The organism is Pseudochelatococcus sp., assembly GCF_050946405.1.
In the GTDB taxonomy this organism is placed as follows: Bacteria; Pseudomonadota; Alphaproteobacteria; order Rhizobiales; family Beijerinckiaceae; genus Pseudochelatococcus.
In genome coordinates, this window is the sequence record NZ_JBMNUS010000001.1 from 379,203 (window position 1) to 404,425 (window position 25,223).

The 25,223-nt window shown below is 68.2% G+C and carries 21 protein-coding genes; 9 read left to right on the top strand and 12 right to left on the bottom strand.

Annotation, left to right across the window (positions count from 1 at the left end; all coding sequences use genetic code 11):
* The first annotated feature begins 80 nt into the window (after window positions 1-80).
* Both ACOYJQ_RS01585 and rsmD read left to right on the top strand, forming a co-directional pair.
* Window positions 81-2,480 (top strand): pseudouridine synthase, encoded by a 2,400-nt coding sequence (locus ACOYJQ_RS01585; RefSeq protein ID WP_433455855.1) that lies wholly within the window; start codon window positions 81-83, stop codon window positions 2,478-2,480.
* 25 nt (window positions 2,481-2,505) lie between these two features.
* Window positions 2,506-3,060: a 16S rRNA (guanine(966)-N(2))-methyltransferase RsmD gene (gene rsmD / locus ACOYJQ_RS01590; protein ID WP_433455857.1), complete on the top strand. Its 555-nt coding sequence runs from the start codon at window positions 2,506-2,508 to the stop codon at window positions 3,058-3,060.
* 72 nt (window positions 3,061-3,132) lie between these two features.
* Here the strand turns inward: rsmD and mutL are convergent, their stop codons facing one another.
* The 9 genes from mutL to ACOYJQ_RS01635 all read right to left on the bottom strand — a co-directional run bounded on the left by mutL (window position 3,133) and on the right by ACOYJQ_RS01635 (window position 16,048).
* Complete coding sequence (mutL, locus tag ACOYJQ_RS01595; protein WP_433455859.1) at window positions 3,133-5,079, bottom strand: DNA mismatch repair endonuclease MutL; 1,947 nt, start codon at window positions 5,077-5,079, stop codon at window positions 3,133-3,135.
* A gap of 35 nt (window positions 5,080-5,114) precedes the next feature.
* Entirely contained in the window at window positions 5,115-6,449 is a 1,335-nt protein-coding gene (locus tag ACOYJQ_RS01600) for a glucose-6-phosphate isomerase (RefSeq protein ID WP_433455860.1), read from the bottom strand.
* Window positions 6,450-6,675: 226 nt separating this feature from the next.
* A complete protein-coding gene (locus tag ACOYJQ_RS01605) occupies window positions 6,676-7,974 on the bottom strand; it encodes a M16 family metallopeptidase (protein ID WP_433455861.1) in 1,299 nt (432 codons plus the stop codon).
* Between the two features lie 34 nt (window positions 7,975-8,008).
* Window positions 8,009-9,352, bottom strand: coding sequence for a M16 family metallopeptidase (locus tag ACOYJQ_RS01610; RefSeq protein ID WP_433455863.1), 1,344 nt, complete (start codon window positions 9,350-9,352; stop codon window positions 8,009-8,011).
* Window positions 9,353-9,440: 88 nt separating this feature from the next.
* A complete protein-coding gene (locus ACOYJQ_RS01615; protein ID WP_433455865.1) occupies window positions 9,441-10,130 on the bottom strand; it encodes a hypothetical protein in 690 nt (229 codons plus the stop codon).
* Window positions 10,131-10,271: 141 nt separating this feature from the next.
* Window positions 10,272-10,763 (bottom strand): signal peptidase II, encoded by a 492-nt coding sequence (gene lspA / locus ACOYJQ_RS01620; protein ID WP_433456403.1) that lies wholly within the window; start codon window positions 10,761-10,763, stop codon window positions 10,272-10,274.
* Between the two features lie 35 nt (window positions 10,764-10,798).
* Window positions 10,799-13,804 carry an isoleucine--tRNA ligase gene (gene ileS, locus ACOYJQ_RS01625; protein ID WP_433455867.1) on the bottom strand — a complete coding sequence of 1,002 codons (3,006 nt, stop codon included), beginning with the start codon at window positions 13,802-13,804 and terminating at the stop codon, window positions 10,799-10,801.
* Window positions 13,805-14,106: 302 nt separating this feature from the next.
* Window positions 14,107-15,099, bottom strand: a complete 993-nt coding sequence (locus ACOYJQ_RS01630) for a bifunctional riboflavin kinase/FAD synthetase (RefSeq protein ID WP_433455869.1) — start codon at window positions 15,097-15,099, stop codon at window positions 14,107-14,109.
* A gap of 46 nt (window positions 15,100-15,145) precedes the next feature.
* Window positions 15,146-16,048 (bottom strand): TIGR01459 family HAD-type hydrolase, encoded by a 903-nt coding sequence (locus ACOYJQ_RS01635; protein WP_433455871.1) that lies wholly within the window; start codon window positions 16,046-16,048, stop codon window positions 15,146-15,148.
* A 274-nt stretch (window positions 16,049-16,322) separates the two neighbouring features.
* Here ACOYJQ_RS01635 and ACOYJQ_RS01640 point away from each other — a divergent pair, with 274 nt between their 5' ends.
* Entirely contained in the window at window positions 16,323-17,060 is a 738-nt protein-coding gene (locus ACOYJQ_RS01640) for a DUF2076 domain-containing protein (protein ID WP_433455873.1), read from the top strand.
* A 127-nt stretch (window positions 17,061-17,187) separates the two neighbouring features.
* Here ACOYJQ_RS01640 and ACOYJQ_RS01645 read toward each other — a convergent pair whose 3' ends face one another.
* The gene (locus ACOYJQ_RS01645) at window positions 17,188-18,981 is read right to left on the bottom strand and encodes an ABC transporter ATP-binding protein/permease (protein ID WP_433455875.1); all 1,794 of its coding nucleotides are present in this window, start codon (window positions 18,979-18,981) and stop codon (window positions 17,188-17,190) included.
* 47 nt (window positions 18,982-19,028) lie between these two features.
* Window positions 19,029-19,265 carry an Lrp/AsnC ligand binding domain-containing protein gene (locus tag ACOYJQ_RS01650; protein ID WP_433455877.1) on the bottom strand — a complete coding sequence of 79 codons (237 nt, stop codon included), beginning with the start codon at window positions 19,263-19,265 and terminating at the stop codon, window positions 19,029-19,031.
* A gap of 329 nt (window positions 19,266-19,594) precedes the next feature.
* Here ACOYJQ_RS01650 and ACOYJQ_RS01655 point away from each other — a divergent pair, with 329 nt between their 5' ends.
* Window positions 19,595-19,858, top strand: a complete 264-nt coding sequence (locus ACOYJQ_RS01655) for a hypothetical protein (protein WP_433455878.1) — start codon at window positions 19,595-19,597, stop codon at window positions 19,856-19,858.
* A 169-nt stretch (window positions 19,859-20,027) separates the two neighbouring features.
* Here the strand turns inward: ACOYJQ_RS01655 and ACOYJQ_RS01660 are convergent, their stop codons facing one another.
* Window positions 20,028-20,258, bottom strand: coding sequence for a YodC family protein (locus tag ACOYJQ_RS01660; protein ID WP_433455880.1), 231 nt, complete (start codon window positions 20,256-20,258; stop codon window positions 20,028-20,030).
* A 430-nt stretch (window positions 20,259-20,688) separates the two neighbouring features.
* Here ACOYJQ_RS01660 and petA point away from each other — a divergent pair, with 430 nt between their 5' ends.
* The 5 genes from petA to ACOYJQ_RS01685 all read left to right on the top strand — a co-directional run bounded on the left by petA (window position 20,689) and on the right by ACOYJQ_RS01685 (window position 25,165).
* Window positions 20,689-21,267, top strand: a complete 579-nt coding sequence (gene petA, locus ACOYJQ_RS01665; protein WP_433455881.1) for a ubiquinol-cytochrome c reductase iron-sulfur subunit — start codon at window positions 20,689-20,691, stop codon at window positions 21,265-21,267.
* Window positions 21,268-21,341: 74 nt separating this feature from the next.
* Window positions 21,342-22,601: a cytochrome b gene (locus tag ACOYJQ_RS01670; RefSeq protein ID WP_433455883.1), complete on the top strand. Its 1,260-nt coding sequence runs from the start codon at window positions 21,342-21,344 to the stop codon at window positions 22,599-22,601.
* Between the two features lie 67 nt (window positions 22,602-22,668).
* Window positions 22,669-23,580 (top strand): cytochrome c1, encoded by a 912-nt coding sequence (locus ACOYJQ_RS01675; RefSeq protein WP_433455885.1) that lies wholly within the window; start codon window positions 22,669-22,671, stop codon window positions 23,578-23,580.
* 234 nt (window positions 23,581-23,814) lie between these two features.
* Window positions 23,815-24,360 carry an adenine phosphoribosyltransferase gene (locus tag ACOYJQ_RS01680; RefSeq protein WP_433455887.1) on the top strand — a complete coding sequence of 182 codons (546 nt, stop codon included), beginning with the start codon at window positions 23,815-23,817 and terminating at the stop codon, window positions 24,358-24,360.
* Window positions 24,361-24,370: 10 nt separating this feature from the next.
* On the top strand, window positions 24,371-25,165 hold the full coding sequence (locus ACOYJQ_RS01685; RefSeq protein WP_433455889.1) for a tRNA1(Val) (adenine(37)-N6)-methyltransferase: 795 nt from the start codon (window positions 24,371-24,373) through the stop codon (window positions 25,163-25,165).
* Window positions 25,166-25,223: the final 58 nt, after the last annotated feature.

Sequence of the window (25,223 nt, forward strand, 5' to 3'; positions counted from 1 at the left end):
TTGAAATAATTCGCGCGAAAAGCCGGATATTATGGCCTGATGCCCTCGCGTCAATGCCGCCGTTCTGATATGTGCAGCCGATGACCGACAGATCGAAAGACGAGCGCCGCCCCGCTCGACGGCCCGGCGACGATGCCGCGCGCCCGTCAAAGGGCGTCAGGAAATTTGGTGGGCCGCGCCCGTTCGCCGGAGCGAAGGACGCGGGCGACCGCACGCGCGGCGAGCCCGCGCGACATGACAAGCCGTCGCGACATGGTGAGGAACGGCCGCGCGCGGGGCAGGCCAAGCCGCGTTTCGACAAGCCGCGCTTCGACAAGAACCCGCGCGCCGACAAGCCGCGCTTCGGCGGCGAGGGCAGAAGCGGCGAGAACAGGGGCGGCGACCGGCGCGAAGGCGCGGGGCGTCCCGATCGTCCGGCGCGCCGCTTCGATGGCGCGGAGGGCGCCCGCCCGGAAGGCAGGCGTTTCGACAGGCCCCCGCGTCATGACAAGCCGGGTTTCGACAAACCGCGCTTCGGCAAGCGCCCTTCCGACGCCCGGCGCCTCGATGGCGCCGGCGGCGATGCGGGCCGGTTCCGCAAACCGCAGACCGATGAGCGGCCGGAAGCGCCCGCCGCCGGCCCCGAGCGCATCGCCAAGGTGATGGCGCGCGCCGGCGTCGCCTCGCGCCGGGATGCCGAGGTCATGATCGCCGAAGGGCGCGTGGCGGTGAACGGCAAGGTCATCGACACCCCGGCGACGCTGGTCACGGCCGGCGACCGGGTGCTGATCGACGGCGCGCCGATGCCGCAGAAGGAACGCACGCGCCTGTGGCTGTTTCACAAGCCGCGCGGCCTCGTCACCACCGCGCGCGATCCCGAAGGTCGCCCGACGGTGTTCGACGATTTGCCGGCCGATCTGCCGCGCGTCGTCACTGTCGGCCGCCTCGATATCAACACCGAAGGGCTGCTGCTGCTCACCAACGACGGCGGCCTCGCGCGGGTGCTGGCGCTTCCCGACACCGGCTGGCTGCGCCGCTATCGCGTGCGGGCCTATGGCGCGGTGGATCAGGCGCAGCTCGATGCGCTGCGCGACGGCATCACCATCGACGACATGCACTATGGCCCGGTCGAGGCGCAGATCCAGCGCACGCAGGGCGACAACGTGTGGCTGACGCTCGGGCTGCGCGAGGGCAAGAACCGCGAGGTGAAGCGCATCCTCGAACATCTCGGCCTGCGGGTGAACCGGCTGATCCGCGTTTCCTTCGGCCCCTTCCAGCTCGGCGATCTGGGCGAGGGGGCGCTGGAAGAGGTGCGCACCCGCATCCTCAAGGACCAGCTCGGCGAGGCGCTGGCGCGCGAGGCGGGCGTGGATTTCGATGCCGGCATCGCCGAGCCCGATCCGGTGCGCGCGGCGCCCGCGCCGCGCAATCCGCTTCGCGAGGGCCGCTATCGCTCGAAGGAGGATTTTCAGGCCCGCGCCCCGCGTCAGTCGGCGGAGGCCGCGCCGGCTCGCACCCGCGAGGCTTACGAGCAGCGCTCGCAAGAGCGCGCCGTCTGGCGCGACGAGGAAACGGAAGCCAAGCGCCCCAGAGGCAAGCGCGTGCCGCGTCGCGGGGCCGACGCCCGCGAGGCGCGCGCGCAGAGCGGCGCGCGCGATCACATGCGCGCCGCCTCGGTTACCGATCCCGGCGGACGCACGGTCAAGGTCGAGCGTCTCGTCTCCGCCCCCGCGCTCGCCGAGCGGCCCGTCAGGACGCCCCGGCGTCCAGCGCCCGAAGAGGCGCGCGGCGACAGGCCGGCGGGTGGTCGCTCATTCGAAAAACGCGGCGCGGACGGTTTCGCGGGTGAGCGCCCGTCGCGCCCCTTCCGGCGCGACGATGGCGGCGAGCGTCGCGGTTTTTCGGATCGCAAGGAGCGCGGCGGCGAAGGCTTCCGGCGGGACGATCGTCCGCGCGGCGCGCGGCCCGACTTCAAGGCGCGCGGCGACAGGCCGGCGGGTGGTCGCTCTTTCGAAAAGCGCGGCGCGGACGGTTTCGCGGGCGAGCGCCCGTCGCGCCCCTTCCGGCGCGACGATGGCGGCGAGCGTCGCGGTTTGTCGGATCGCAAGGATCGCGGCGGCGAGGGCTTCCGGCGGGACGATCGTCCGCGTGGCGATCGTCCCGACTTCAAGGCGCGCGGCGACAGACCCGCCGGTGAGCGCGCTTTCGGGGAGAAGCGCCCCGATGACAGACGGGAAGGGCGGTCATTCGCCGGCAAATCTCATGATGGAAGGCCGTTCGACAAGAAGCCGTTCCGGGAGCGTCCGGCAGACGGGCGGACTGGCGGGGACAAGCAATTCAGGGGCGACAAGCGACCCGATGATCGCAAGGCCGGCGGTCGATTTGCCGGCAAGTCATCGTCACATCAATCTTTCGCCGGCAAAAGACCGGATTCCCGTCCGTCAGGCTCCCGGCCCGGCGGATCGCGTCCGGGCGGGCCACGGCCGCCGCGGCGGCCCTGAGCCGCTGGGCTGACGGAGGCAGCGAATGCGGATCGTCGCGGGTCGTTTCAAGGGGCACACGCTGGCGGCGCCGAAGTCGGACGCGATCCGTCCGACTTCGGATCGTCTGCGTGAAACCATCTTCAACGTGCTGGCGCATGCCTATGACGATCCGGTGGTCGGCGCGCGGGTGCTGGACCTGTTCGCGGGCACGGGCGCGATGGCGCTGGAGGCCGTATCGCGTGGTGCTGCCTTCGCGCTGATGGTGGATGACGGGGCGGAGGCGCGGGCGCTCATCCGCACCAACACCGACAGCCTCGGCGTCGGCGGCTTGACGCGCATCTTCCGGCGCGATGCGACGAAGCTCGGCCCGGCGAAGCCGCTGGAACCGTTCTCGCTGGTCTTCTGCGATCCGCCTTACGGCAAGGGGCTGGCGGAAAAGGCGCTTGTCGCGGCACGTGACGGCGGCTGGCTCACCGACGATGCGTTGATCCTGGTGGAGGAGGCGGTGGATGCCGCTTTCGCTTTTCCCGCCGGCTTTACGGCGTTGGAGAGCCGCGATTACGGCGATACGCGCCTGTGCATCGGCCACGTTTCATAAATACGCTCCAGATTTCTTTGTTTTGAGCGAATTCCTGATCGATTAAATGATTCGATTTGAACGCAAACCGCTCTAGGTACGCCCGAACAGGCGCTCGATGTCGGACAGCTTGAGTTCGACATAGGTCGGGCGGCCGTGGTTGCACTGGCCGGAGAACGGCGTCGCCTCCATCTCGCGCAGCAATGCGTTCATTTCCTCCGGGCGCAGCCGCCGCCCGGCGCGCACCGAGCCGTGGCAGGCGATGGTGGCGAGCAGGTGATCGAGCCGCTCGTCGAGCGCGCGGGCGTCGCCCCATTCGGTCAGCGAATCGGCCACATCCCGCACCAGCGCGCGGATGTCGCCGCCGGCGAGCGCCGCCGGCACTTCCTGCACCGCGACCGCTCCCGCGCCAAAACCTTCCACGACGAGGCCCAGCGTCGCGAGCGCCGGCGCGTGGGCGAGCAGGCGGTCGGCCTCGGCCGGATCGAGTTCCACGATTTCGGGAATCAGCATCAATTGCCGCGCGATCCCGCTGGCGGCGCGCTCGCGCTTCAGCCGCTCGTACACCAGCCGTTCATGCGCGGCGTGCTGATCCACGATGACGACGCCGTCGCGCGTCTGGCTGATGATGTAGTTCTCATGCACCTGCGCGCGCGCCGCGCCCAACGGTTGCTCCACGGCATCGGGCGCAGGCGGGGCTGCGCCGGCGCGCGCATCGGCCGATGGCGGGGCGAAGGCAGCGAATGCCGCCTGCGGCAATTCGCCAAAAGAACCCTGTGCCGCCTGCGGCAATTCGCCAAAAGAACCCTGTGCCGCCTGCGGCGACTCGCTCGCATATGCCGTGGCATGTGATGGTTCGTGGAACCCCGCCGGGGCCTGCCAGCCCGTAAAGCCGGGCGGTGCGGGCTGCTCCCGCATGTCGCCGGGAGAAAAGGCGGATCGGCCGCTATGCACGCGCCAATCCGGTTGAGCGCCGTCGCGCGGCAGGGTTTGCGGCCGAAGCGCCGCGAGCGTGCGCGTGCCGCCGGTGGTGGTGGCGCGGTGGCCGGCGCCGGCGAGCGCGTGCTTCAGCGCGCCGACGATCAGCCCGCGCACGAGGCCGGGATCGCGAAAACGCACTTCGGATTTCGCCGGATGCACGTTCACGTCCACGAGGCGCGGATCGCAGGCTATGCGCAGCATGAGCGCCGGATGGCGGTCCGCCGGCAGGAAATCCATGTAGGCGGCGCGTACCGCGCCCAATATCTGCTTGTCGCGCACCGGGCGGCCGTTCACCGTCGCGTGGATGTGGGCGGAGGTGCCGCGATGATAGGTCGGCAGGCCGGCGAAGCCCGTCAACTCCACGCCCTCCCGTGCGGCGTCGAGCGGGATGGCGTTGGCCGCGAATTCCGCCCCCAGCAGGCGGGTGAGGCGGCGCAACAGCGCGGCATCGTCGTCGCCTTCCGCCGGCAGATCGATGGTGGAGAGGTGCTCGCCCGCCACCGTGAAGCGCACCTGCGGATGCGCGAGCGCCAGCCGTTTCACCGCTTCCGCGGCGGCCTGCGCCTCGGCGCGGTCGGACTTGAGGAACTTGAGGCGCGCGGGCGTCGCCGAGAAGAGATCCGTCACCTCGATGCGCGTGCCCCGGCCCGACGGCGCCGGGCGCACCGCTTCCTTGCGTCCGCCGTCCACCACGATGGCCCAGCCGTTGGCGTCCTCGCCGTTGCGGGTGACGATGGAAAGCCGCGCCACCGCGCCGATGGAGGGCAGCGCCTCGCCCCGGAAGCCGAGCGAGCGGATGTCGAAAAGGTCGCCCGCCGGCAGCTTCGACGTGGCGTGACGGTCGACGGCCAGTTCGAGATCGGCCGCCGACATGCCGCAGCCGTCGTCGGTGACGCGGATCAGGCGCTTGCCGCCGGCGTCCACCACCACCTCGACGGCGCGCGCGCCGGCGTCGAGCGCGTTCTCGACCAGTTCCTTGATGGCTGCGGCCGGACGCTCGATCACCTCGCCCGCCGCGATGCGGTCGATCAGCACGGGTTCGAGACGACGCACGGCCACGGTTGTCAACTCCGGTAATCGGTCCACCAGCCGCGTCAGCCCCGGCCCTCGGCCAGATACTGCTTGGCGAGCAGCTTCGCTTCCTCCACGGCCGGCTGGTCGAACGGATCGATGCCGAGCGCGTAGCCGGCAAGGATCGTCTCGATCATGAAATGCGCCAGCAGCGCGCCGAGCGCGTATTCGTCGAGGCGCGGCAGGTGAATCCGGCGCACGGGGCGGCCGTTGCGTGCGAATGTGTCGATCATCGCCAGCCCCTGGGCGGCGACGAAATCGCCGACCTGCCGGCCGGCAAGCGCCGCCTGGCCGGCGCGCTCCGCCAGCGCGGCGTCGATGAGCGTGCCGCTGCCCTTCACTTCGAGCGTGACGACGGTGAACACCTTGTCGCGCGGGCCGTCGAGATAGAGCTGCTGCTGGCTGTGCTGGTCCACCGGGCCCAGCGCGCCCACCGGCTGCGAACCGTGCCCGCCCTTGCCGAGGCTTTCCGCCCAGAGCTGGATCCACCATTTGGTGAAGCGTTCCAGCCGGTCGGTGTAGCTCATCAGCACCGCGATGCCCTTGCCTTCCAGATGTGCGGCGACATTGAACGCCGCACCCGCCGCCGCCGGCACGTCCCGCACGTTCTCCCGCTTCAGGGAGGCGACGACATCGCGCGCGCCGGCACGGATGGCGTCGATATCGAGGCCGAGCAGCGCGGCGGGCAGCAGCCCGACATTGGTGAGCGCGGAGTAACGGCCGCCGACGCCGGTGTGATGGTCGAGGAAGGTAACGCCCTCCGGCTCCAGCAGGTCGCGCAGCGGATGCGCCGCCCCCGGCTTGCGCGGCTCGGAGAGGCCGATGAAGATGTCCCGCACCTTTTCCCGCAGGCCAGCCGCATGCAGCTTCGACAGCAGGGCGATGGTCTGGATGAGCGTTTCGCCGGTGCCGCCGGATTTCGACACGGCGAGCACCCGCGTGGTCTCCAGCGGCAGCCGCTCCAGCGTCAGGGCGAAAGTGACGGGATCGAGGTTGTCGAAAAAATGAAAACGTGGCCCGTCGATGCGGCCGAGGCCCGGCACGGCATGGAACGCGAGTTGCGCCAGCGTCTGCGCGCCGAGGCTGGAACCGCCCGTGCCGAGCACGACGATATCGCTGACCGTGCTCCCGGCGAAGCGGGCCGCCGCCGCGCGGATGGCGGTCAGGTCGTCGCTCGCGCCCGCCACCGCGATGAGCGGCAGCCGCCCCTCATCGGCTTCGGCGTTCAGCCGCGCGAGCGCCTTTTCGACGACGGTGAAGGCGGCGTCGATCGCGGTATCCGGCAGGCCGTTGCCGCCGATGCGGGAGGCAAGCGCGAGATCGATGGACTGCTCAAATGCGATGGTTTCCGTTGCCATGAATGCCTCGCTCGACTTGAAGTGCCTGACGGATTGGAGTGCCTGACGAAACCTCGCGGGGCGGTTATCGGTCCAGGACCGAAAGCTCTCGCCATCCTTGATCGTGAGGCTTCGTCAGGCACTTTTACTGCATCGGATCAGACGACGGGTATCATTCTTTGGATGAAGCCGATGCAAAAACAAGGAAAGCGAAGGCAAATCGGAAACATGTCGCCGCTCGCGCGGATCAGCTCAACCGTTCGGGCCGTCCCGCGGCGACGACCAGCAACTGGCTCGTTCCGAAGAGCCTTTCGCCGACTCGCCGCACATCGGCGAGCGTCACCGTTTCTATAAGGCCCTTCCGGCGGTCGATATAGTCGATACCAAGCTCGTCGAGCGCGATTTGCAGTAATTGCCGCGCGATTTTGGCCGAGTTGTCGAATTGCAGCGGATAGGAGCCGATAAGATATTGCTTCGCCTTGGCCAGTTCGTCCTCGTCGGGCCCTTCTGCCGCGAGGCGGGCGATCTCCGCGCGGATGACGGCGAGCGATTCGGCCGCCCGCTCGTTCTTCGTCGCCGTGCCGCCCACCAGCAGCCCCCCGGCGCGCAGCGGCACGAGCGAGGTCGAGACGCCGTAGGCGAGGCCGCGCTTCTCGCGCACCTCCTGAAACAGCCGCGAGGTGAACGCGCCGCCGCCGAGGATGTGGTTGAAGACGATCGCCGCCATGAAATCGGGATCGCGGCGCAGGAGGCCCGGCACCGCGAAGCGCAGCGAGGTCTGGGGCACGTCGACGTCGATGATGTCGAGCCCGCCGGAGGCGCGCGGAATGGCTGGCGCGACGGCAGTGGCCGAGGAAACCGCGGGCAGACCGCCGAACACGGCGTCGAGCCGGGCTGCGAGAGTCGCGGCGTCGATCGCGCCGACCACGCTCACGACGAGATTGCCGCGCGCCAGCGCCGCGGGCCTGATGGGAAGCAGGATGTCGCGCGAAAGCCCGTTCACCGTCTCCACCGTGCCCTTGACCGGCTGGCCGTAGGGATGGCCGGAAAAGGCGTCGGCGAACAGGGCACGACCGGCGAGCGCGTCGGGATCGTTCGCCTCGTGGCGGAGACCGGCGAGGATCTGCTCGCGCACGCGGGAAACGGCGTCGTCGTCGAAGCGCGGTTCGGTGAGCGCAAGCCGCAGCAGCTCGAAGGCGCGGTCGGCGTGGCGCGCCAGCGTCTTCAGCGAGCCCCGCCACGTGTCGCGGTCGGCGGAGAAATCGAGTTCGATGGCGTGTTCCGCAAGCTGCTCGTGGAAAGCATCCGAATCATAGGGGCCGGCTCCTTCGTCCAGCAGGCCGGCGAACAGCCGCGCCGCGCCCGCATGCTGTGCGGGATCGAGCGACGCCCCGCCCCGGAACGCGAATTCCACCGCGATGAGCGGGACGGCATGTTCCTCGACGAGCCACGCCTCGACGCCGCCGGGCGAAACGACGCGCTGCACGGCGCGCGGCGCGTTCGACTGGCTGGAAACATTCGTGGAACCCGGCTCGACAAGCGACATGCGACAACCTCAAATGGACCGAAAAGCGAATAAGTCAGGCGGGCAACAGGAAGCCGGCGGTATGGGGCCGGCTCAGGAAACGCCGCGCCGCCTCGCGGACGGCCTCGGCGTCGACGGCCTCGATGCGCGCCGTCCATTGCTGCACGTCCGCCACCGTCTCACCGATGGCGAGCGCCGACCCGTAGATATGGGCCATATGCACCTGGCTGTCCTGCGCGTAGATCATCTCGGCGATGAAACGCGTGCGGGCGCGCGCGAGTTCCGGCGCGCTCACGCCGTTATCGACGAGATGGGCGATCACCTGGCCCACCGCCGCGTCGAGCGCCTCCAGCGTCACGCCGGGCGCCGGCACGGCATAGACGTCGAAACGGGAATCGTCGAGCATGGTCGCGTGATAGCTTGCGCCGGCATTCACCGCCACGCCCTGATCGAGCACCAGATGCCGGTAGAGCAGGGACGTCTGGCCGCCGCCCAGAATCTCCGCCAGCAGTTCCAGCGCGTAGGCTTCCGCGCCGGCCTGCGTGCGCACGGAAGGCGCCAGCCACGCCCGTTGCAGGTAGGGCTGCTCCACCCGCGCGTCGGCGATCGAGACGCGCTTCGACGCCACCGGCAGGGGTTCCCGCGCCCGCTCGCGCCGGGGCCGTTCGCCGCGGGCGGGAATGCGGCCGTATGTCTCCTGCGCCAGCGCAACCACCTCGTCCGCCCCGACGTCGCCGGCAACGACGAGAATGGCGTTCTCCGGCGTGTAGAAGCGCCCGTAGTAGGCGAGCGCGTCGTGGCGGTCGAGGGTTTCGATCTCGTGCTGCCAGCCGATGATCGGCGTGCCGTAGGGATTGTGCGTATAAAGCGCCGCGGCGAGCGCCTCCGACAGTTGCGCCGCCGGATCGGTGTCGGTGCGCATGCGCCGCTCCTCCAACACCACGAGGCGCTCGGGATCGACGGCGGAATCGTCGAGCACGAGGCCCGTCATGCGGTCGGCCTCGAAGGCCATCATCGTGCCGAGATGCTCTCTCGCGATGCGCTGGTAATAGGCGGTGTAGTCGTAGGAGGTGAAGGCGTTTTCCTGCCCGCCGAGGCTTGCGACGAGATGCGAGAACGTGCCGGCCGGATGCTTCTCCGTGCCCTTGAACATCAGGTGTTCGAGAAAATGCGCGATTCCCGACTTGCGCAGCGGATCGTCGCCCGAGCCGTTGCGATACCACACCATATGCGTGACCACCGGCACGCGCCGGTCGGGAATCACGACGATGTCGAGACCGTTGTCGAGCGTCGTCGTATGCACGTCCGGCCCCCGCCTGCCGCTCCCTCCTTCGCTCCGGCCATCGGCGGCTGCGGCGCCGGGAAGGGAACAGCTCGAAACGGAATGGGAATGCATCATGCGACTCGCTGGGTGAAACGGATAAGGACTATGCTGCCGCCGCCATGGACGCGGCGCGATCGCCCGCGCCGCGACGGATGGATATGCATCAATTATTGGATCTGTTGTTACGATTGAAGAATTCGTAAGGGCTGGCCGTGTCCCTGCGCTCCACCGGCCCGCTGGCGGTGTCCGGCACCGGCGCGTCGGTCGGCAGGCGATAGCCGCGCGGCGGCTGGGTGAGGGAGGAGCGTTCCGGCTCCTGCCCGCGCACCAGCACCGGCGCGCGTTCCTGCTGCCGGGTCGCCCGCAGCGCGCGCGGATCGAGCGGGCGGGCGCTGCACGAATCGCCGTAGCAACCTTCCGCCGGAGGGCCGCTGCGGCCGCCGCCGCCTGCCCGCCGTCCGGCGCGGATTTCATCGACGGACAGGGGGCGGGCGGATTCCCTGTCGCGGTTGTTCGGCGCAGGCGCGTTCGCGGCCTCGATCGCTTTCTGGCGCGCGACGACATCGGGATCCAGCGGCCAGTTGGGATGACCGCCGCCCGCCGTTCCCGCCGTGCGCGGCGGCGGCAGCGCGCCGCTGCCGGGCGGCAGCACGAGCGGCGCGCGCTCGCTGTAATCGATGTTGGGGGCCTCGCCCTCGATGATGCCGAGCTTGCCGAGCAGATCCCTCATGAAGACGCCGGAAGTATCCTCCTGCGCCCGCGCGGCCGGCGCTCCGCCCGTGAGGCCGAGCGCCAGCGCGGCGCACACGGCGCCGATGACAAGTCCGGTATTCTTCAGATCAACGCGCGTCATGTCCTGTTCCGTTCTGCTGGTGCGCCGGCCCGTCTCGCGCGGGCTGCGATATCGCCGCCCCGTGTTCGCGCAAGTTCCGGCCAGTCCCGGAGGCGACGCCGCCATCGTCACGATCGTCTGCGGCGATAGTGGGGCGAAAGCTCAATTTTCGCCCGGCGTATCCTGCCGTCGCTCGACAACGAATGAATCATACAGAAGTCCGGCGACCCCGGCAACAATGGCGGCATCGGCCACGTTGAATACGTACCAGCTGAAGCCGGCGGCGTGGAAGTGCAGAAAGTCGAGCACCGCGCCGTAGATGCTGCGGTCGACGGCGTTGCCGGCCGCGCCGCCCACGATCAGCCCGAGCGAGACGCTCGCCAGCAACGTTCGCGCCCGCCAGGCCCAGACGGCGAGGACGATCGCCGCGATCACCGACAGGCCCACCAGCAGCCAGCGGCCCAACGCGCCGTCCTGCTGGAACAGGCCGTAGGACACGCCCCTGTTCCAGACCAGCACGATGTTGAAGAACGGCGTCACTTCCACCACACCGCGGGCGGCGATATCGAAGATGTGATAGACCCACAGCTTCGTCGCCTGGTCGACGACGAGCGTCGCCAGCGCCGCGATGACGCCGGCGCGCTGCGGCGTGATGGTCGGTGCCTTCCGGTCCTTGCCGCTCGCGGTGCTCATGGCGTTCCTGCCGCTGGCGTTCCGGCCGTTCCGGCGGGATGCGCGGCATCCCATTCCCGCAGCGCCGCCGCGTCGCGCGGCGTGACGTCCGGGTAGTCGGGATCGGAACCGACGTCCGGCGAGATCTTCCAGGAGCGGGCGCATTTGCGCCCTTCCGCGCGGGCGAACACGACGGCGACGCCCGGCACGTCGGCCAGGCGGAAGGCGTCGGCCGGGCCGTCGCCGGCTTCGACATGAATGCCGGATGTGATGCAGATGTCGGCGAAGGGCAGGGCGTGCAGAACGTCGCGCAGCGCCGCGTCGGCGACGAAGACGTGCGGCGCCGCTTCGAGGCTCGATCCGATGCGTTTTGCGGCACGCTCGATTTCCAGCGCCCCCGTGACGACGCGGCGCGCATCGCGCACCTTCTCCCAGCGCGCCCCCAGCTTGTCGTTGCGCCAGGTCGACGGAATCTCCGGAAACAGCTCCAGATGAACCGAGCCCGCCTCTGACGGAAAACGCGACAGCCACGCTTCCTCGGCGGTGAAGGCGAGGATCGGCGCAAGCCACACCGTCACCGTGCGGAACACCTGATCGACGACCGTGAGCGCCGCCAGCCGCGTTGCCGAGGACGACGGATCGCAGTAGAGCGTGTCCTTGCGGATATCGAAGTAGAACGCCGACAGATCCGTGTTCAGGAAAGCCGACAGCGCCGCGACGACGCGCTTGTAGTCGAACGCCGCGTAGGCCGTGCGCACTTCCTCGTCGAGTTCCGCGAGGCGGTGCAGGATGAGCTGCTCCAGCTCGGGCAGCGCCTCGTAGGGAACGAGGCGGCTGCCGTCGAAATGGTGCAGCGAGCCCAGCATCCAGCGCAGCGTGTTGCGCAGCTTGCGGTAGGTCTCGGCGAAGGTCTTCACGATCTCCGGGCCGATGCGCAGGTCGTCCGCATAGTCGGAGGCCGCGATCCACAGCCGCAGGATATCGGCGCCCGAGGTCTTGATGACATCTTGCGGGGCGGTGACGTTGCCCTTCGACTTCGACATCTTCTCGCCGCGCTCGTCGAGCACGAAGCCGTGGGTGAGCACGGCGTCGTAGGGCGCGCGCCCGCGCGTGCCGCAGCTTTCCAGCAGCGAGGAATGGAACCAGCCGCGATGCTGGTCCGAGCCCTCCAGATACATCACCCGATCCGGCCCGCCGTCGATGACGCGGCTGGTCTTGAGGTCGCCGCGCACCTCCAGCGTGAAGGCGTGCGTGGAGCCGGAATCGAACCACACGTCGAGAATGTCGTTGACCGGCGTCCACGACGACGGATCGTCCACGAGCCCTTCCAGAAAGCGGCGCGGATCGGCGCTGAACCAGGCGTCGGCGCCCCCGGCCTCGAAGGCGTCGGCAATGCGCTTCGCCAGCTCTTCGTTATGCGCGAAGCCCTCGCCGGGAGCGAGCGCGGCGACGTTGCCCGCCGCATCCTCGCGCACGAAGACGGTGATCGGCACGCCCCAGGCGCGCTGGCGCGACACCACCCAGTCCGGCCGGTTGGCGATCATGCCGGTGATGCGGTTCTCGCCCGAGGCCGGCACCCATTGCGTCTGCGTGATGGCCTTCAGCGCGCGCTCGCGCAGCGTCGCGCCGTTTCCACCGATGGGCCTGTCCATGGCGATGAACCATTGCGGCGTGTTGCGGTAGATGACCGGGGCCTTGGACCGCCATGAATGCGGATATTGATGCTTGATGCGGTTGCGCGCGATGAGCGCGTCCGCCTCGCGCAGCGCCGCGATGACGCGCTCGTTGGCGTCGCCTTCCTTGCCCTTGTCGTCCATCACGCGCGCGCCGGCGAAGAGCGGCACATGCGGATAATACGCGCCGTCCGGCCCCACGGTGTGCGGCAGCTCGTCCGTGCCGGCGGCGGCGAAGCGGGCGCGGTTGGCGAGGAAGGCGTTGTAGTCGTCCGCGCCGTGGCCGGGCGCCGTATGGACGAAGCCGGTGCCGGCATCGTCGGTCACGTAATCGGTGGCGACGAGCGGCACGTCGAAGTCGTAGCCCTTGCCGGGATCCTTGCCGCGCAGCGGGTGCGCCGCCGTGCGCACGCGCGTGGGATCGACGGCGCGCAGCTTGCGGAAATCCTCGACGCGGGCGGCCTTGAACAGGCCCTCCGCCAGCTTGTCCGCCACCAGCAGCTTCGCGCCGGTGCGCACCCAGTTGTCCGCCGGAGCCTGCGTCACTTCATAGAGGCCGTACGCGATATCGGCGGAATAGGCGATGGCGCGGTTGGCCGGAATGGTCCACGGCGTCGTCGTCCAGATCACGACGCGCGCGTCGGCGAGGTCGGCGTCGTCCGCTTCCACGATCGGGAAGGCGACGAAGATGCTCTGCGACGTGTGTTCGTGATACTCGACTTCCGCTTCCGCCAGCGCGGTGCGTTCCACCACCGACCACATCACCGGCTTGGAGCCGCGGTAAAGCTGGCCGGAGGCGGCGAATTTCATGATCTCGCGCGCGATCTGCGCTTCGGCCGGCAGCGCCATGGTGAGATAGGGATTGTCCCAGTCGCCGGTGACGCCGAGGCGTTTGAACTCCTCGCGCTGCACATCGACCCAATGCTCCGCGAAGGCGCGGCACTCGCGGCGGAACTCGACCACCGGCACCTCGTCCTTGTCGCGGCCCTTGGCGCGGTATTGCTCCTCGATCTTCCACTCGATCGGCAGGCCGTGGCAGTCCCAGCCGGGCACGTAATTGGCGTCGTGCCCCAGCATGGACTGGGCGCGCACGATCATGTCCTTCAGCACTTTATTGAGGGCATGGCCGATGTGGATGTTGCCGTTGGCATAGGGCGGGCCATCGTGCAGCACGAAGCGGCTCTTGCCCGCGCCCGCAGCGCGCAACTGGCGGTAGAGATCGTTCTTTCGCCAGCGTTCGAGGATTTCCGGCTCGCGCTGCGGCAGCCCGGCGCGCATGGGAAAATCCGTTTTCGGCAGGAACAGGGTTTGCGTGTAGTCGCGGGTAACGGCGTTGTCGGAACTGGTCATGACGGATGAAATCTCGGCGGATGCAATCTTGGAACGGCAAACGGCTTGCGGCTGCAAGCGGCGGTCATCGGCTCCCGGACCCGGCCCGTATCGCCGGCATGCGCGGCGACAGGTTCACCGGGGCCGGGCCGTTAATTCGCCCGCGGCCGTTCCGGCGCTCCGTGGCCACGGGCGCGCCGGGGCCACGATATGTCATGACGCGAAAATGTCTCATGACCGGACTTCTAGCAGCCGGAGCACGCCGACGCAAAGAGAATACGCCCCGCGAGAATACGCTCCGGGGGAATGCGCGCCTGCCGGCTTCAGCCGAGAAGCGAGGGCGGGCAACGCACGTTCGCCTGTGTCGCGATGGCGCGGGCCCCGGCGCTGTCGCGGTCCATCTGCGCCACCAGCGCGTCGATGCCGTCGAACTTGAGCTCCGGCCGCAGCCATTCCAGAAACTCGATGGCCGGCCGCTTGCCGTAGAGATCGCCGGCGAAATCGAACAGGTGGGTTTCGAGCAGCGGCGCGCCGTCGTCGAATGTGGGGCGGCGGCCGAAGCTCGCGACGCCCGCATGCACCACGCCGTCGACCCGCATCCGCACGGCGTAGATGCCGTGGCGCAGGCCGCAGGCGGGATCGAGGCGCATGTTGGCGGTCGGATAGCCGAGCACGCGCCCGCGGGCGTCGCCATGCACCACTTCCGCCTGCACGATCCAGCGGTAGCCGAGAAGACGGCCCGCCGCTGCGATGTCGCCGGCCGACAGCGCCTCGCGGATGGCGCTCGACGAAACCGGGTTTTCCGCCTCCCGCACGGGCTCCACCACCGTCACCGGCAGGCCCCGGTTGCCGGCATGGGTGCACAGGAAGGCGGGCGAGCCCTCCCGGCCCTTGCCGAAATGAAAATCGTGTCCCACGACGACGCCGGACGCCGCATAGAGTTCGACGAGCAGGTCGTGGAGGAACTGTCCCGCCGTCAGCCCGGCGAAGGCGGCGTCGAAGGTGAAGGCGATCACCGCGTCCACGCCGAACGCTTGCAGGATGGCGGCCTTGAGCGGCGGCGGCGTGATGCGGAACATCGGCCTGGAGGGCGCGAAGAAGCTGCGCGGGTGCGGCTCGAAAGTCAGCGCGATCGCGGGCCGGCCGAGATCGCGGGCGAGCGCCGCCGCCGCGCCGATCACGCGCTGGTGGCCCCTGTGCACGCCGTCGAAATTGCCGATGGCGAGCACCGGCCGCGCCAGTTCCCCGGGCAGCGGCGTGAAGCCCGGCAGGACGCGCGGGGCGGAAAGGGGCAGATGCGGCGCGGATGCGGTCATGCTCGGTTCGATGCGGTTGCGCGTAGGAAGATATTGCGCCGTTTCTCTACCAGACCAGCCGCTCGATCGCCACCGTCGGCGTGAGCGGCTGGTCCGCGAGCCAGGCCGACAGGCGGCGCTCTTCCAGCCGGCCCTCGCCGTCGAGCGCCTCGGCGGCGTGAATGCCGCGCGCGACGAAGAGCGAATCAAAGCCGGCTTGCCGTGCGCCCGCGATATCGGTGCGCAGGGCGTCGCCGATGGCGAGCACACGCCGGGTATCTGGCGCCGCGCCGCGCACGGCGGCCGCGCTTTCGACTGCGCGCGTATAGATCGGCCCGTAGGGCTTGCCGGCATAGATCGTCCGCCCGCCGGCGGCTTCATAGGCGGCGGCGAGCGATCCGGCGCAATAGATCAGGTCGCTGCCCCGCTCCACCACGAGGTCGGGGTTGGCGCACACCATCGTCATGCGGCGTTCCGCCATGATGTCCAGCCGCCCGGCGTAGTCGGCCGGCGTCTCGCGGTCGTCGTCGAAGAGGCCGGTGCAGACCACATAGGCGGCGTCATCGAGCGTCGACAGCGAGACGTCGAGGCCGTCGAAAACCGGCAGGTCCCGGTCGGGACCGAGATGCCACACGGGCAGGCCGCGCCGCGCGGCGATCTCGCCGCGCGTAACGTCGCCGGAGGTGACGATGGCGTCGAAGGCATCGGGGCGGGCTCTCAGCCGTTCCAGCATGACGCGCACTTCGCCGTGCGGGCGCGGCGCGTTGGTGATGAGCACCACCGTGCCTCCCTGCGCGCGAAACCGCGCCAGCGCATCGCCCGCTTCCGGGAATGCGGTGAGGCCGTCGTGCAGCACACCCCAGACGTCGCACAGCAGCACGTCGTAGCGATCCGTAACAGCTTGCAAGCCGGAAATCACCGCGACGGCGCCGTCGCCGGCGGAAGGCGCGGACGAAGAAATGTCGGACAAGGGGCCGCTCCTCGATCGCGGGGCCGTGAGACTTTCCGCCTGCACGGCGTCGCCGCTGCTGATGCTGTCCCACTGGCGCTACAGGTCATCGCCCCCTTCTGTCAAGGCCGGCGCGCCGGCCCTCGCCGGTCCGGGCATCCGGCCGGATGCGTTCACGAATTTGTTATTGCGCGCTCCCCATTGGCGAACCGGCGCGGGCTTCCTACCTCTGCGGCATCCGGCGGCCCGCGAGGGGGCGCCGGCAACCGGAATCGTGCTTCAAGAGGGCCATGCAATGAATCCGCAGGAACGTGACGTCATCAATGGAATTTTCGACCGGCTGAAGCAGGCCGAAGGCCAGCCGCGTGACCCTGAAGCAGACGCGCTGATCCAGAACCGCCTCGCCGCCCAGCCGGGCGCCGCCTATCTGCTGGCGCAGATCGTGCATGTGCAGGAGCAGGCGCTCACAAGCCTCAACGATCGTGTGAACGCGCTCGAGACCGAGGTGGCGGAGGCGCGGGAGGCCGCGGCGGCTGCGCCCGCCGCCGGCGGCGGTTTCCTGTCCAGCCTGTTCGGCGCTTCCACGCCGCCGGCCCGGCAGGCGCAACCCGCTCCCCGTCCCGCCGCCCGGCAGCAGGCGGGCGGGCAGCAGGCAGGCGGACCTTGGGGGCGTCAGGGCGGCGCGCAGGGCGGTCCCTGGGCCGGACAGGGCGCGCAGCCGGGCCCCTGGGGCAACCAGGGCGGTGGCGGCGGCTTCCTCGCCTCCGCCATGACGACGGCTGTCGGCGTTGCGGGCGGTCTGGTGCTGGGCAACGTGCTCGCCAACGCCTTCGGCCTCAACGGCGGTTCGGCCGAGGCCGCGTCCGATCCGGCATCGGCCGCCGCGGAGGAGCCCGCCACGCAGGACACGGCCGACGCCGGCGAGTTCGAAACCGGGCACGACGACGCGACCTATCAGGATGCGAGCTACGACGAGAGCCTCGACGGCGGCTTCGACGATTTTAGCGATGGCGGCGGCGACGATTGGGCCTGATGCACCGGACCGGGCATGCGCTCGTTCCTTGATCGCGAGCGAATTCCTGTCGATCGGATGATTCCATGATCGGCGGGCGCTCCGGCCCGCCTTGCGACGCTCCGGCCTGCGCCGGGGCGTTGTCGTTTCAGGAATGCGTCAGGGCGGCGTCCTTGCCGACGCCGGTGGCCACGAGCTCGATGCGCCGGTCATGGAAGGCGTCGAGCGTCGAGCGATGCCCGATGGAGACGACCGTCGTCTGCGGCAGTTTCTCCCGCAGGAGGGTGTAGATCGCCGCCTCTGTCGGTTCGTCGAGCGCGGCCGTGGCCTCGTCGAGCAGCAGCCAGTCGGGCTTCGCCAGCAGGGCGCGCGCGATGGCGACGCGCTGCTGTTCCCCCAGCGACAGCGTGAGCCCCCACAGGCCCTCATCGTCCAGATGGGGTATGAGATGGCCGAGGTGCACCGCTTCCAGCGCCCGCGCCACCTCGTCCGTGGAATAGAGATCGCCGGTGGCCGGATAGGCGGCGGCGGCGCGCAGCGTGCCGATGGGAATATAGGGCCGCTGCGGCAGCAGCATCACCCGCGCGCCTTCCGGCAGGGCGACGGTGCCGGCGCCGAACGGCCAGATACCCGCGACGGCGCGAAACAGCGTCGATTTGCCGATGCCCGAGCGGCCCGTGACGAGGGCGCGCTCGCCCCGGTTCAGCACTAGGGAGGGGATCGACAGCACGGTGCGGCCCGACGGCACGCGCAGATCCACATTCGAGATGACGATGCCGTCATGCGGCGAGGCGGGCCGTTCCGGCTGGTCGAGCGCGGGGCGCGGACCCGGCTCCCGCTCCCGCCGGCGCGTCGCCTCGATCGCCTGCTCGAAGCTGGACAGGCGGTCGACCACGGCCTTGTAATCCGCAACCGTGGAATAAGCGGAAACGAAGAACGTCAAGGCGTCCTGCACGCGCGAAAAAGCGTCGACGGTCTGCATCATCTGCCCCAGCGTCACCTTTCTGGCGAAGAGGTAAGGCGCCACGAACAGATAGGGGATCACGACGCTGGCCTGAAAGAACGACGCGGTAAACAGCGTCAGCTTCTTCTGCCGGCTGAGAATCGCCATGTAATTGTCGATCACGCGGCGGAACTTTCCGCCGAGCTGCTCCCGCTCCGCGTTCTCGCCCGAGAGCAGGGCGACCTGCTCGCCATATTCGCGCAGCCGCGCCAGCGAAAAGCGGAAATCCGCCTCGTAGCGCTGCTGGGCGAAGTTGAGCCCGATCAGCCGGCGGCCGATGACGTGCGTGAGCCAGGTGCCGAGCACCGCATAGATCAGCGCCACCCACAGCAGCAGCCCCGGCACGGCGATATCGGTGCCCGGCAGGGTGAAATTGACGGACAGCGACCACAGGATCGCCGCAAACGAGGCGAGCGTCGCCACCTGCGTCAGCAGCCCGAGGCTCAGGCTGCGCGTGCCGACGATGAAGAGATTGATGTCTTCCGCGATGCGCTGGTCGGGGTTATCGGCATCTACGCCGGAAAGCTGCATCTTGTAGTGCGCGCCGCCGGCGAGCCAGTTGTCGATGTAACGGCGCGTCAACCACGCGCGCCAGCGGATATCGAAGATGTACTGGACGACGATGCTGAGGATCGCGACGCCGATCCATACGGCGGCGAGCGGTGAGAAGACGAGCAGAAGCTGATGCCAGAAAGCGCCGGCGTCCATCTCCTGCAAGGCATTGTAGAGATCGCGCGAGAAGTAGCTCAGGCGGACGTTGAGCCCGACCTGAAACAGGCTGATCAGGATGAGCGAGATGAAAAGCCCGATGCCGATCCAGCGCTCCTGCATGCGGATGCGCCCGATGAGCGGAACGGTCAGCTCGCCCGTCTCGCGCGCCGTCACATATGGCAGGATCAGCCGCCAGATCGCCGCCAGGGCGCGCTTCAGTCCGTGCATGGGCGAAAACACTCTCGGGGGATGTCTCTCGGAAAAAACGGCAGGGGTCAGAAAGCCTTGAAGGTGATCACGGTGCGCGTGTCGGCGATGCCGTCGATGGTTTGCACCTTCTCGCCCACGAAGTGCCCGATATCGACGCCCGCGTCGACGTGGAACTTGGCGAGGATGTCGAAATCGCCGGCGATGGAATAGATCTCGGACGCGATCTCCCGATCGGCCAGCGCGCTCGCCACGTCATACGTCTTGCCCAACCGGCATTTGATCTCGACAAAAAAGGTCTGCATCGCCTCAATCTCTCCCCGATGAACCGCCGTGCGCCGGAGCCGCCGGATACGCCGCGACAAGCATGCCACAAACAGCGATATGTAAGAAATATGACGCTGGGGAGGCCCGATTCGCAAGGCCCGCCAAGCATCCGCGCCGTCCTGTCGCGGCGGGTTATGCGCCAGTAACGGGCGGCAATGCAAGCGCCGCCGGATATTTCCTTCCCGGTGCGGCAATCGTGTCGGGAATAAAATAATATCGCAAGTTCTGCGCGGGTATCGTCAAGTCTTTCGCGGGCCGCTACAGTCGCGAGGTTGTCAGGATCCGCCTGACTCGCAGGGAATCAACGATGGTCAGCAACGTCTATCTCCCCGTCCAGATCGTCCGGCGTCTCGCTTCACGGCGCGATGCGATCGCCCGGCAGCGCGATGCGGCCGGCGCCCTCTGTTTCTGGCGAGAAACTTACATTCTGCCACGCGAGAAGGCGCGCATGAAAGCACGCGAATGGATGGAGCGCCCGAGGCGGTCCGCTTATGTGACCGAGGTCGAAAACTGGCGCGAGCTGGGGGATGGGCGAATCGAATTCACGATCCGCCGCGTGCCAGCCGATTGACGGCTCGCGGCCCGCGTCCGAATCTGAAGCCCCGCGCCTGCGGGTTGCGCCTGACGGCGGGCAAAGGCCGGGAATCAGGGGAAGCGAATGCCGCTTCGCCTGCCCGGAGCTGTTCCGGAAAGGCCGCACGGGGTTTCCCGTGCGGTCCGACGCAATGATGCGGGGTGGCTCAGGCCACGTCTTCCTCGTCGTCTTCGTCTTCCTCGTCGTCTTCCTCCAGATCGACGTCATCTTCGTCGTCGAACAGGATGAGCGATTCGGGCGGGAGGACGGTGGTGCGGAAATTGTCCTCGCTGTCGGCGTACCAGACAACGGAAATGCCGTTGTCGCCGACTTCGGTCACAGTCAGTGCGGGGCCGCCCGATTTAAGCATGACAACATCGCCAACAGTGAAACTCATGATTGCCTCCTCCCGCGGGGTGACAGTGGGAACCGATAAACCATACGCCGCGGACCGGGCCGACAGCCCGCCCGCGAAGCGCGGCGAAACGCAAACCGGGCATATTTCCGATTATACGAAACCGGAAAACACTTTAGCAGGCGCATGTGACAGGTTTACGGCTGACGCTGCAAGAGGAATGTGCAACCCTGTTTCCGCGGCGCGACGGGACGATTTAGCGCAGGCTGGACCGTGGCGAATTGCCGTTGCTTTTTAAGACTGTTGTAGTGTAATTCTGGACAGGCTTTTGGAACCATGCCAAAGAGCAGGGGCGGGAAGTCGCGGGCAGATTGAATGCTGTCCGTCCAGGCGGCGCGCCCTTCCAGGCGGCAGGTGCCTTGAGAGCGGGCATTCCGTGCGACTGCCGGGGCAGGCAGCGGCGCGGCTCAGAATGATTGGGGGGCATAACGTGGCCGAGACTGCGACCGTCGAGCCGACACGGCGAGACTTTCTCTATATCGCGACGGGTGCGGTGGGCGCCGTGGGCGTCGGCGCGCTGGTGTGGCCGTTCGTCGACCAGATGAACCCCGATGCCTCGACGCTGGCGCTGAGTTCCGTGGAAGTGGACGTCGGGCAGGTCGCCGAGGGGCAGAGCATCACGGTGAAATGGCGCGGCAAGCCCGTCTTCATCCGTCACCGCACGCCCAAGGAGATCGAGGAGGCGAAGGCCGTCGAGGTGAGCCAGCTCGTCGATCCGCTGGCCCGCAACGGCAACCTGCCCACCGACGCGCCTGCGACCGATGCCAACCGCGCCGCCGAGGGCAAGGAAGCCTGGCTCGTCATGGTCGGTATCTGCACGCATCTCGGCTGCGTGCCGCTCGGCAGCCAGGGCGATTACGACGGCTGGTTCTGCCCGTGTCATGGCTCGCACTATGATTCGGCCGGCCGCATCCGGCGGGGTCCCGCGCCGGAGAACATGCACATTCCCGCGTATCAGTTCCTTTCCGACACGACCATTCGCATCGGTTGACATCCGTCCCGGCTGGGACGGGCAGATCGCAGCCGGATCGAAAGCCCCCTGACGCGCCGAAGCCGAGAAGAGCCATGCACGGACATTCGACCTACGTTCCCCAGACCGGCCTGACGAAATGGCTGGAAAGCCGGCTGCCGATCATCAGCCTCCTGCATTCGTCTTTCGTCGCCTTCCCGACGCCGCGAAACCTGAACTACCTGTGGACGTTCGGCGCAATCCTGTCTTTCATGCTGGTGGCGCAGATCCTCACCGGCGTCGTGCTCGTGATGCATTACACGCCGCACGTCACGCTGGCGTTCTCGTCGGTCGAGCACATCATGCGCGACGTGAACTTCGGCTGGCTGCTGCGCTACCTGCACGCCAACGGCGCCTCGATGTTCTTCATCGCGGTCTACATCCACATCTTCCGCGGGCTCTACTACGGCTCCTACAAGGCGCCGCGCGAGGTGCTGTGGATTCTGGGCGTCGTGATCTTCCTGCTGATGATGGCGACCGCCTTCATGGGTTACGTGCTGCCGTGGGGCCAGATGAGCTTCTGGGGCGCGACGGTGATCACCAACCTGTTCTCGGCGCTGCCCTTCGTCGGCGATCCGATCGTGACGTGGCTGTGGGGCGGCTTCTCGGTCGACAACCCGACGCTGAACCGCTTCTTCTCGCTGCATTACCTGCTGCCCTTCATGATCGCGGGCGTCGTCGTCCTGCACATCTGGGCGCTGCACCATGTGGGCCAGAACAACCCGACCGGCGTGGAGATCAAGGACATCCGCAAGGACTCGGTGCCGTTCACGCCGCACGCGACGATCAAGGATATGTTCGGCGTCATCGTGTTCTTCATCTTCTTCTCGTGGTTCGTGTTCTATACGCCCAACTTCCTCGGCCACGCGGACAACTACATCGAGGCGAATCCGCTGGTGACGCCCGCGCATATCGTGCCCGAATGGTACTTCCTGCCGTTCTACGCCATCCTGCGCGCCATCCCGTCCAAGCTCGGCGGCGTCATCGCGATGTTCGGCTCCATCGCGGTCCTCGCTTTCCTGCCCTGGCTCGACACCTCGAAGGTGCGCTCGGCGGTCTACCGTCCGATCTATCGTCAGCTTTTCTGGGTGTTCGCGCTCGTGGCGATCGGTCTCGGCTATCTCGGCGCCATGCCGGCCGAGGGCGGCTACGTCATCGCGAGCCGCATCCTGACCGCCTATTACTTCGCTCACTTCCTGATCATCCTGCCGCTGCTGGGGCTTCTGGAGAAGACGAAGCCGTTACCGAACTCGATCGCCGAGGCGGTGTTGAGCGAACATGCGAAGCCGGCCACCGCCACCGGCGGCAACGGTTGAAGCGGGGGCGACAATGGTGGCTTTCCAGATCGATGAACGTTGCCCGGTTGTGCGGGGGGAGCAGGACATGAGCGAGAACAGGCGTGCGGCCTCCGTGGGCGGCGGATTGAGGCGCTTCGTGATGACGCTCGGCGCCGTCGCCGGGCTTGTGGCGGGCCTCGCCTTTTCCGCGCCGGCGCAGGCGGCGGGAGAGGCGATCCATCCGCCGGCGGTGTCCTGGTCGTTCGCAGGGCCTTTCGGCACCTACGACCGCGCGCAGTTGCAGCGCGGCTTCAAGATCTACCGGGAAGTCTGCGCAAGCTGCCACGCCCTGAGCCGCGTTGCGTTCCGCAATCTGGCCGAGCCCGGCGGGCCGGGATTTTCCGAGGATCAGGTGAAGGCGCTCGCCGCCACCTATCAGGTGCAGGACGGGCCGAACGACGCCGGCGACTACTTTGAGCGTCCCGGCATCGCTTCGGACCGCTTTCCCTCGCCGTTCCCGAACGAGCAGGCGGCGCGCGCCGCGAACGGCGGCGCCTACCCGCCGGATTTCTCGCTGCTGGCCAAGGCCCGCACCTACACGCGCGGCTTCCCGACCTTTCTGTTCGATATCTTCACCCTTTATCAGGAGCAGGGTCCCGACCTGATCCACGGCATCGTCGTCGGCTACGAGGAGCCGCCGGAGGGTGTGACGTTGCAGCCCGGCCAATACTATAACAAGTATTTCCCCGGCCATCTGATCGCCATGCCGCCGCCGATCGCCGACGGACAGGTCGAGTTTCCGCGCGGCGACGACGGCCGCCCCGTCGTTCCCGAGACGATAGACCAATATGCACGCGACGTGACGGCGTTCATGATGTGGGCGGCGGAGCCGCATATGGAAGCGCGCAAGGCGCTCGGCTTCCGGGTGATCATCTTCCTCGCCGTGTTCGCCGGCCTGCTTTACTTCGTGAAGAAGAAGATCTGGGCGAGCACCCACGCCGAAGAGCGTCACGCCTGACGATCCGACCGGCGAAAAAGCCCTCGGAGCGTTTCCCGATCAGATGGAAATATCTGATCGATCCGAGTTCGCCTGGAACGGGGAATCCCGGAACGGGGAATCCTGGATCGGTTTCCGATCCAGGTTGTTTTTTTGTTGGGCGTCCGTCCGGCAGGCGCTATTCTCGGCCGATCTCTCGGGGAGGTTCGTTCCCGACGACGCTGGTGGTCCCGGAAATGCCCAAGGTGATGTGACATGAGCAGGAACTCGACGGCCGATCTCAAGGCGACGATCCGCTCGATTCCCGATTATCCGCGTCCCGGCGTGGTGTTTCGCGACATCACCACCCTGCTCGGCAACGCCCGCGCCTTCCGGCGCACCATCGACGAACTGGTGCAACCCTGGCCGGGAGCCAAGATCGACAAGGTGGCCGGCATCGAGGCGCGCGGCCTCATCCTCGGCGGCGCGGTGGCGCACCAGCTCTCGGCCGGCTTCGTGCCGATTCGCAAGAAGGGCAAGCTGCCGCACGACACCGTCTCGATCGCCTATTCGCTGGAATACGGCCTCGACGCCATCGAGATGCACCGCGACGCCATCGACGCGGGGGAGCGCGTCATCCTTGTCGACGATCTCATTGCGACTGGCGGCACAGCGACCGCGGCGGTCGACCTGCTGCGGCGGATCGGCGCCGAGGTCGTCGCGGCCGTTTTCGTCGTCGACCTGCCCGATCTCGGCGGGGCGGAGAAGCTGCGGACCATGGGCGTCACCGTGCGAACGCTCGTGAGCTTCGACGGCGAATGACGCGGACCGCATGTCGGAGGCATCTTTCGATATCGTCGAGGATCGCCTGTTCGGCGACCGGCTGCGGCTTCTCCAGCCCCGACGCGGGCACCGGGCGGGCACCGATGCGGTGCTGCTGGCGGCGGCCGTCGCGGCGGATTTCGACGGCCATGTCGCGGATCTCGGCGCTGGCGTCGGCACGGTGGGACTGGCGGCGGCCGCGCTCAACCCGCGTGCGACGGCCACGCTGGTCGAGCGCGATCCGGACGCGGCCGGGCTCGCGGCACGCAATATCGCGCTGAACCATCTGGAAAGCAGGGTCCGCCTTGCCACTGTCGATCTGTTCTCGGCGGCGGAAAGGCGCGCCGCCGGCCTGCGGGACGCCGCCGATCTGGTGCTGACCAATCCGCCTTTTCATGAGGAAGGCGCGGTCCGCCGCTCGCCGGACGCCGCGAGGCGGTCGGCCCATATCCTCGAAGGCGGCACGCTGGACGACTGGATGCGCGCTTGCGCGGATGTCGCAAGGGCCGGCGGGCGCATCGTCGTCATTCATCGGGCGGATGCCCTGCACGGCCTGTTGACCGCCTGTGAGGGCCGCTTCGGCGGCGTGACGTTGCGAACCGTCCATCCTCACGCCGAGGCGCCGGCGACGCGGCTGCTGATCGCGGGTGTGAAGGGCTCGCGCGCGCCCCTGCGCATTCTGCCGCCGCTCGTGTTGCATGCGCCGTCGACAGGCGGCGGCCTGCCGGCGTTTACGCCGGAGATGCGGGCGATCAACCGCGGCGAGGCGCGTATCGCGATGGATCTCCGCCCGGCCGCTTCGTGAGTCGCCGCCCGCGTTCCGATGGAATCGGAACGTATGCGCCTGAACGTCCGTCGCTCCC

Coding starts and splice junctions, on each gene's coding strand:
- ACOYJQ_RS01585 (WP_433455855.1), top strand. CDS start 81: ATGACCGACAGATCGAAAGACGAGCGCCGCCCCGCTCGACGGCCCGGC.
- rsmD (WP_433455857.1), top strand. CDS start 2,506: ATGCGGATCGTCGCGGGTCGTTTCAAGGGGCACACGCTGGCGGCGCCG.
- ACOYJQ_RS01600 (WP_433455860.1), bottom strand. CDS start 6,449: ATGGCAACGGAAACCATCGCATTTGAGCAGTCCATCGATCTCGCGCTT.
- ACOYJQ_RS01605 (WP_433455861.1), bottom strand. CDS start 7,974: ATGTCGCTTGTCGAGCCGGGTTCCACGAATGTTTCCAGCCAGTCGAAC.
- ACOYJQ_RS01610 (WP_433455863.1), bottom strand. CDS start 9,352: ATGATGCATTCCCATTCCGTTTCGAGCTGTTCCCTTCCCGGCGCCGCA.
- ACOYJQ_RS01615 (WP_433455865.1), bottom strand. CDS start 10,130: ATGACGCGCGTTGATCTGAAGAATACCGGACTTGTCATCGGCGCCGTG.
- ileS (WP_433455867.1), bottom strand. CDS start 13,804: ATGACCAGTTCCGACAACGCCGTTACCCGCGACTACACGCAAACCCTG.
- ACOYJQ_RS01630 (WP_433455869.1), bottom strand. CDS start 15,099: ATGACCGCATCCGCGCCGCATCTGCCCCTTTCCGCCCCGCGCGTCCTG.
- ACOYJQ_RS01640 (WP_433455873.1), top strand. CDS start 16,323: ATGAATCCGCAGGAACGTGACGTCATCAATGGAATTTTCGACCGGCTG.
- ACOYJQ_RS01645 (WP_433455875.1), bottom strand. CDS start 18,981: ATGCACGGACTGAAGCGCGCCCTGGCGGCGATCTGGCGGCTGATCCTG.
- ACOYJQ_RS01650 (WP_433455877.1), bottom strand. CDS start 19,265: ATGCAGACCTTTTTTGTCGAGATCAAATGCCGGTTGGGCAAGACGTAT.
- ACOYJQ_RS01655 (WP_433455878.1), top strand. CDS start 19,595: ATGGTCAGCAACGTCTATCTCCCCGTCCAGATCGTCCGGCGTCTCGCT.
- ACOYJQ_RS01660 (WP_433455880.1), bottom strand. CDS start 20,258: ATGAGTTTCACTGTTGGCGATGTTGTCATGCTTAAATCGGGCGGCCCC.
- petA (WP_433455881.1), top strand. CDS start 20,689: ATGATTGGGGGGCATAACGTGGCCGAGACTGCGACCGTCGAGCCGACA.
- ACOYJQ_RS01670 (WP_433455883.1), top strand. CDS start 21,342: ATGCACGGACATTCGACCTACGTTCCCCAGACCGGCCTGACGAAATGG.
- ACOYJQ_RS01675 (WP_433455885.1), top strand. CDS start 22,669: ATGAGCGAGAACAGGCGTGCGGCCTCCGTGGGCGGCGGATTGAGGCGC.
- ACOYJQ_RS01680 (WP_433455887.1), top strand. CDS start 23,815: ATGAGCAGGAACTCGACGGCCGATCTCAAGGCGACGATCCGCTCGATT.
- ACOYJQ_RS01685 (WP_433455889.1), top strand. CDS start 24,371: ATGTCGGAGGCATCTTTCGATATCGTCGAGGATCGCCTGTTCGGCGAC.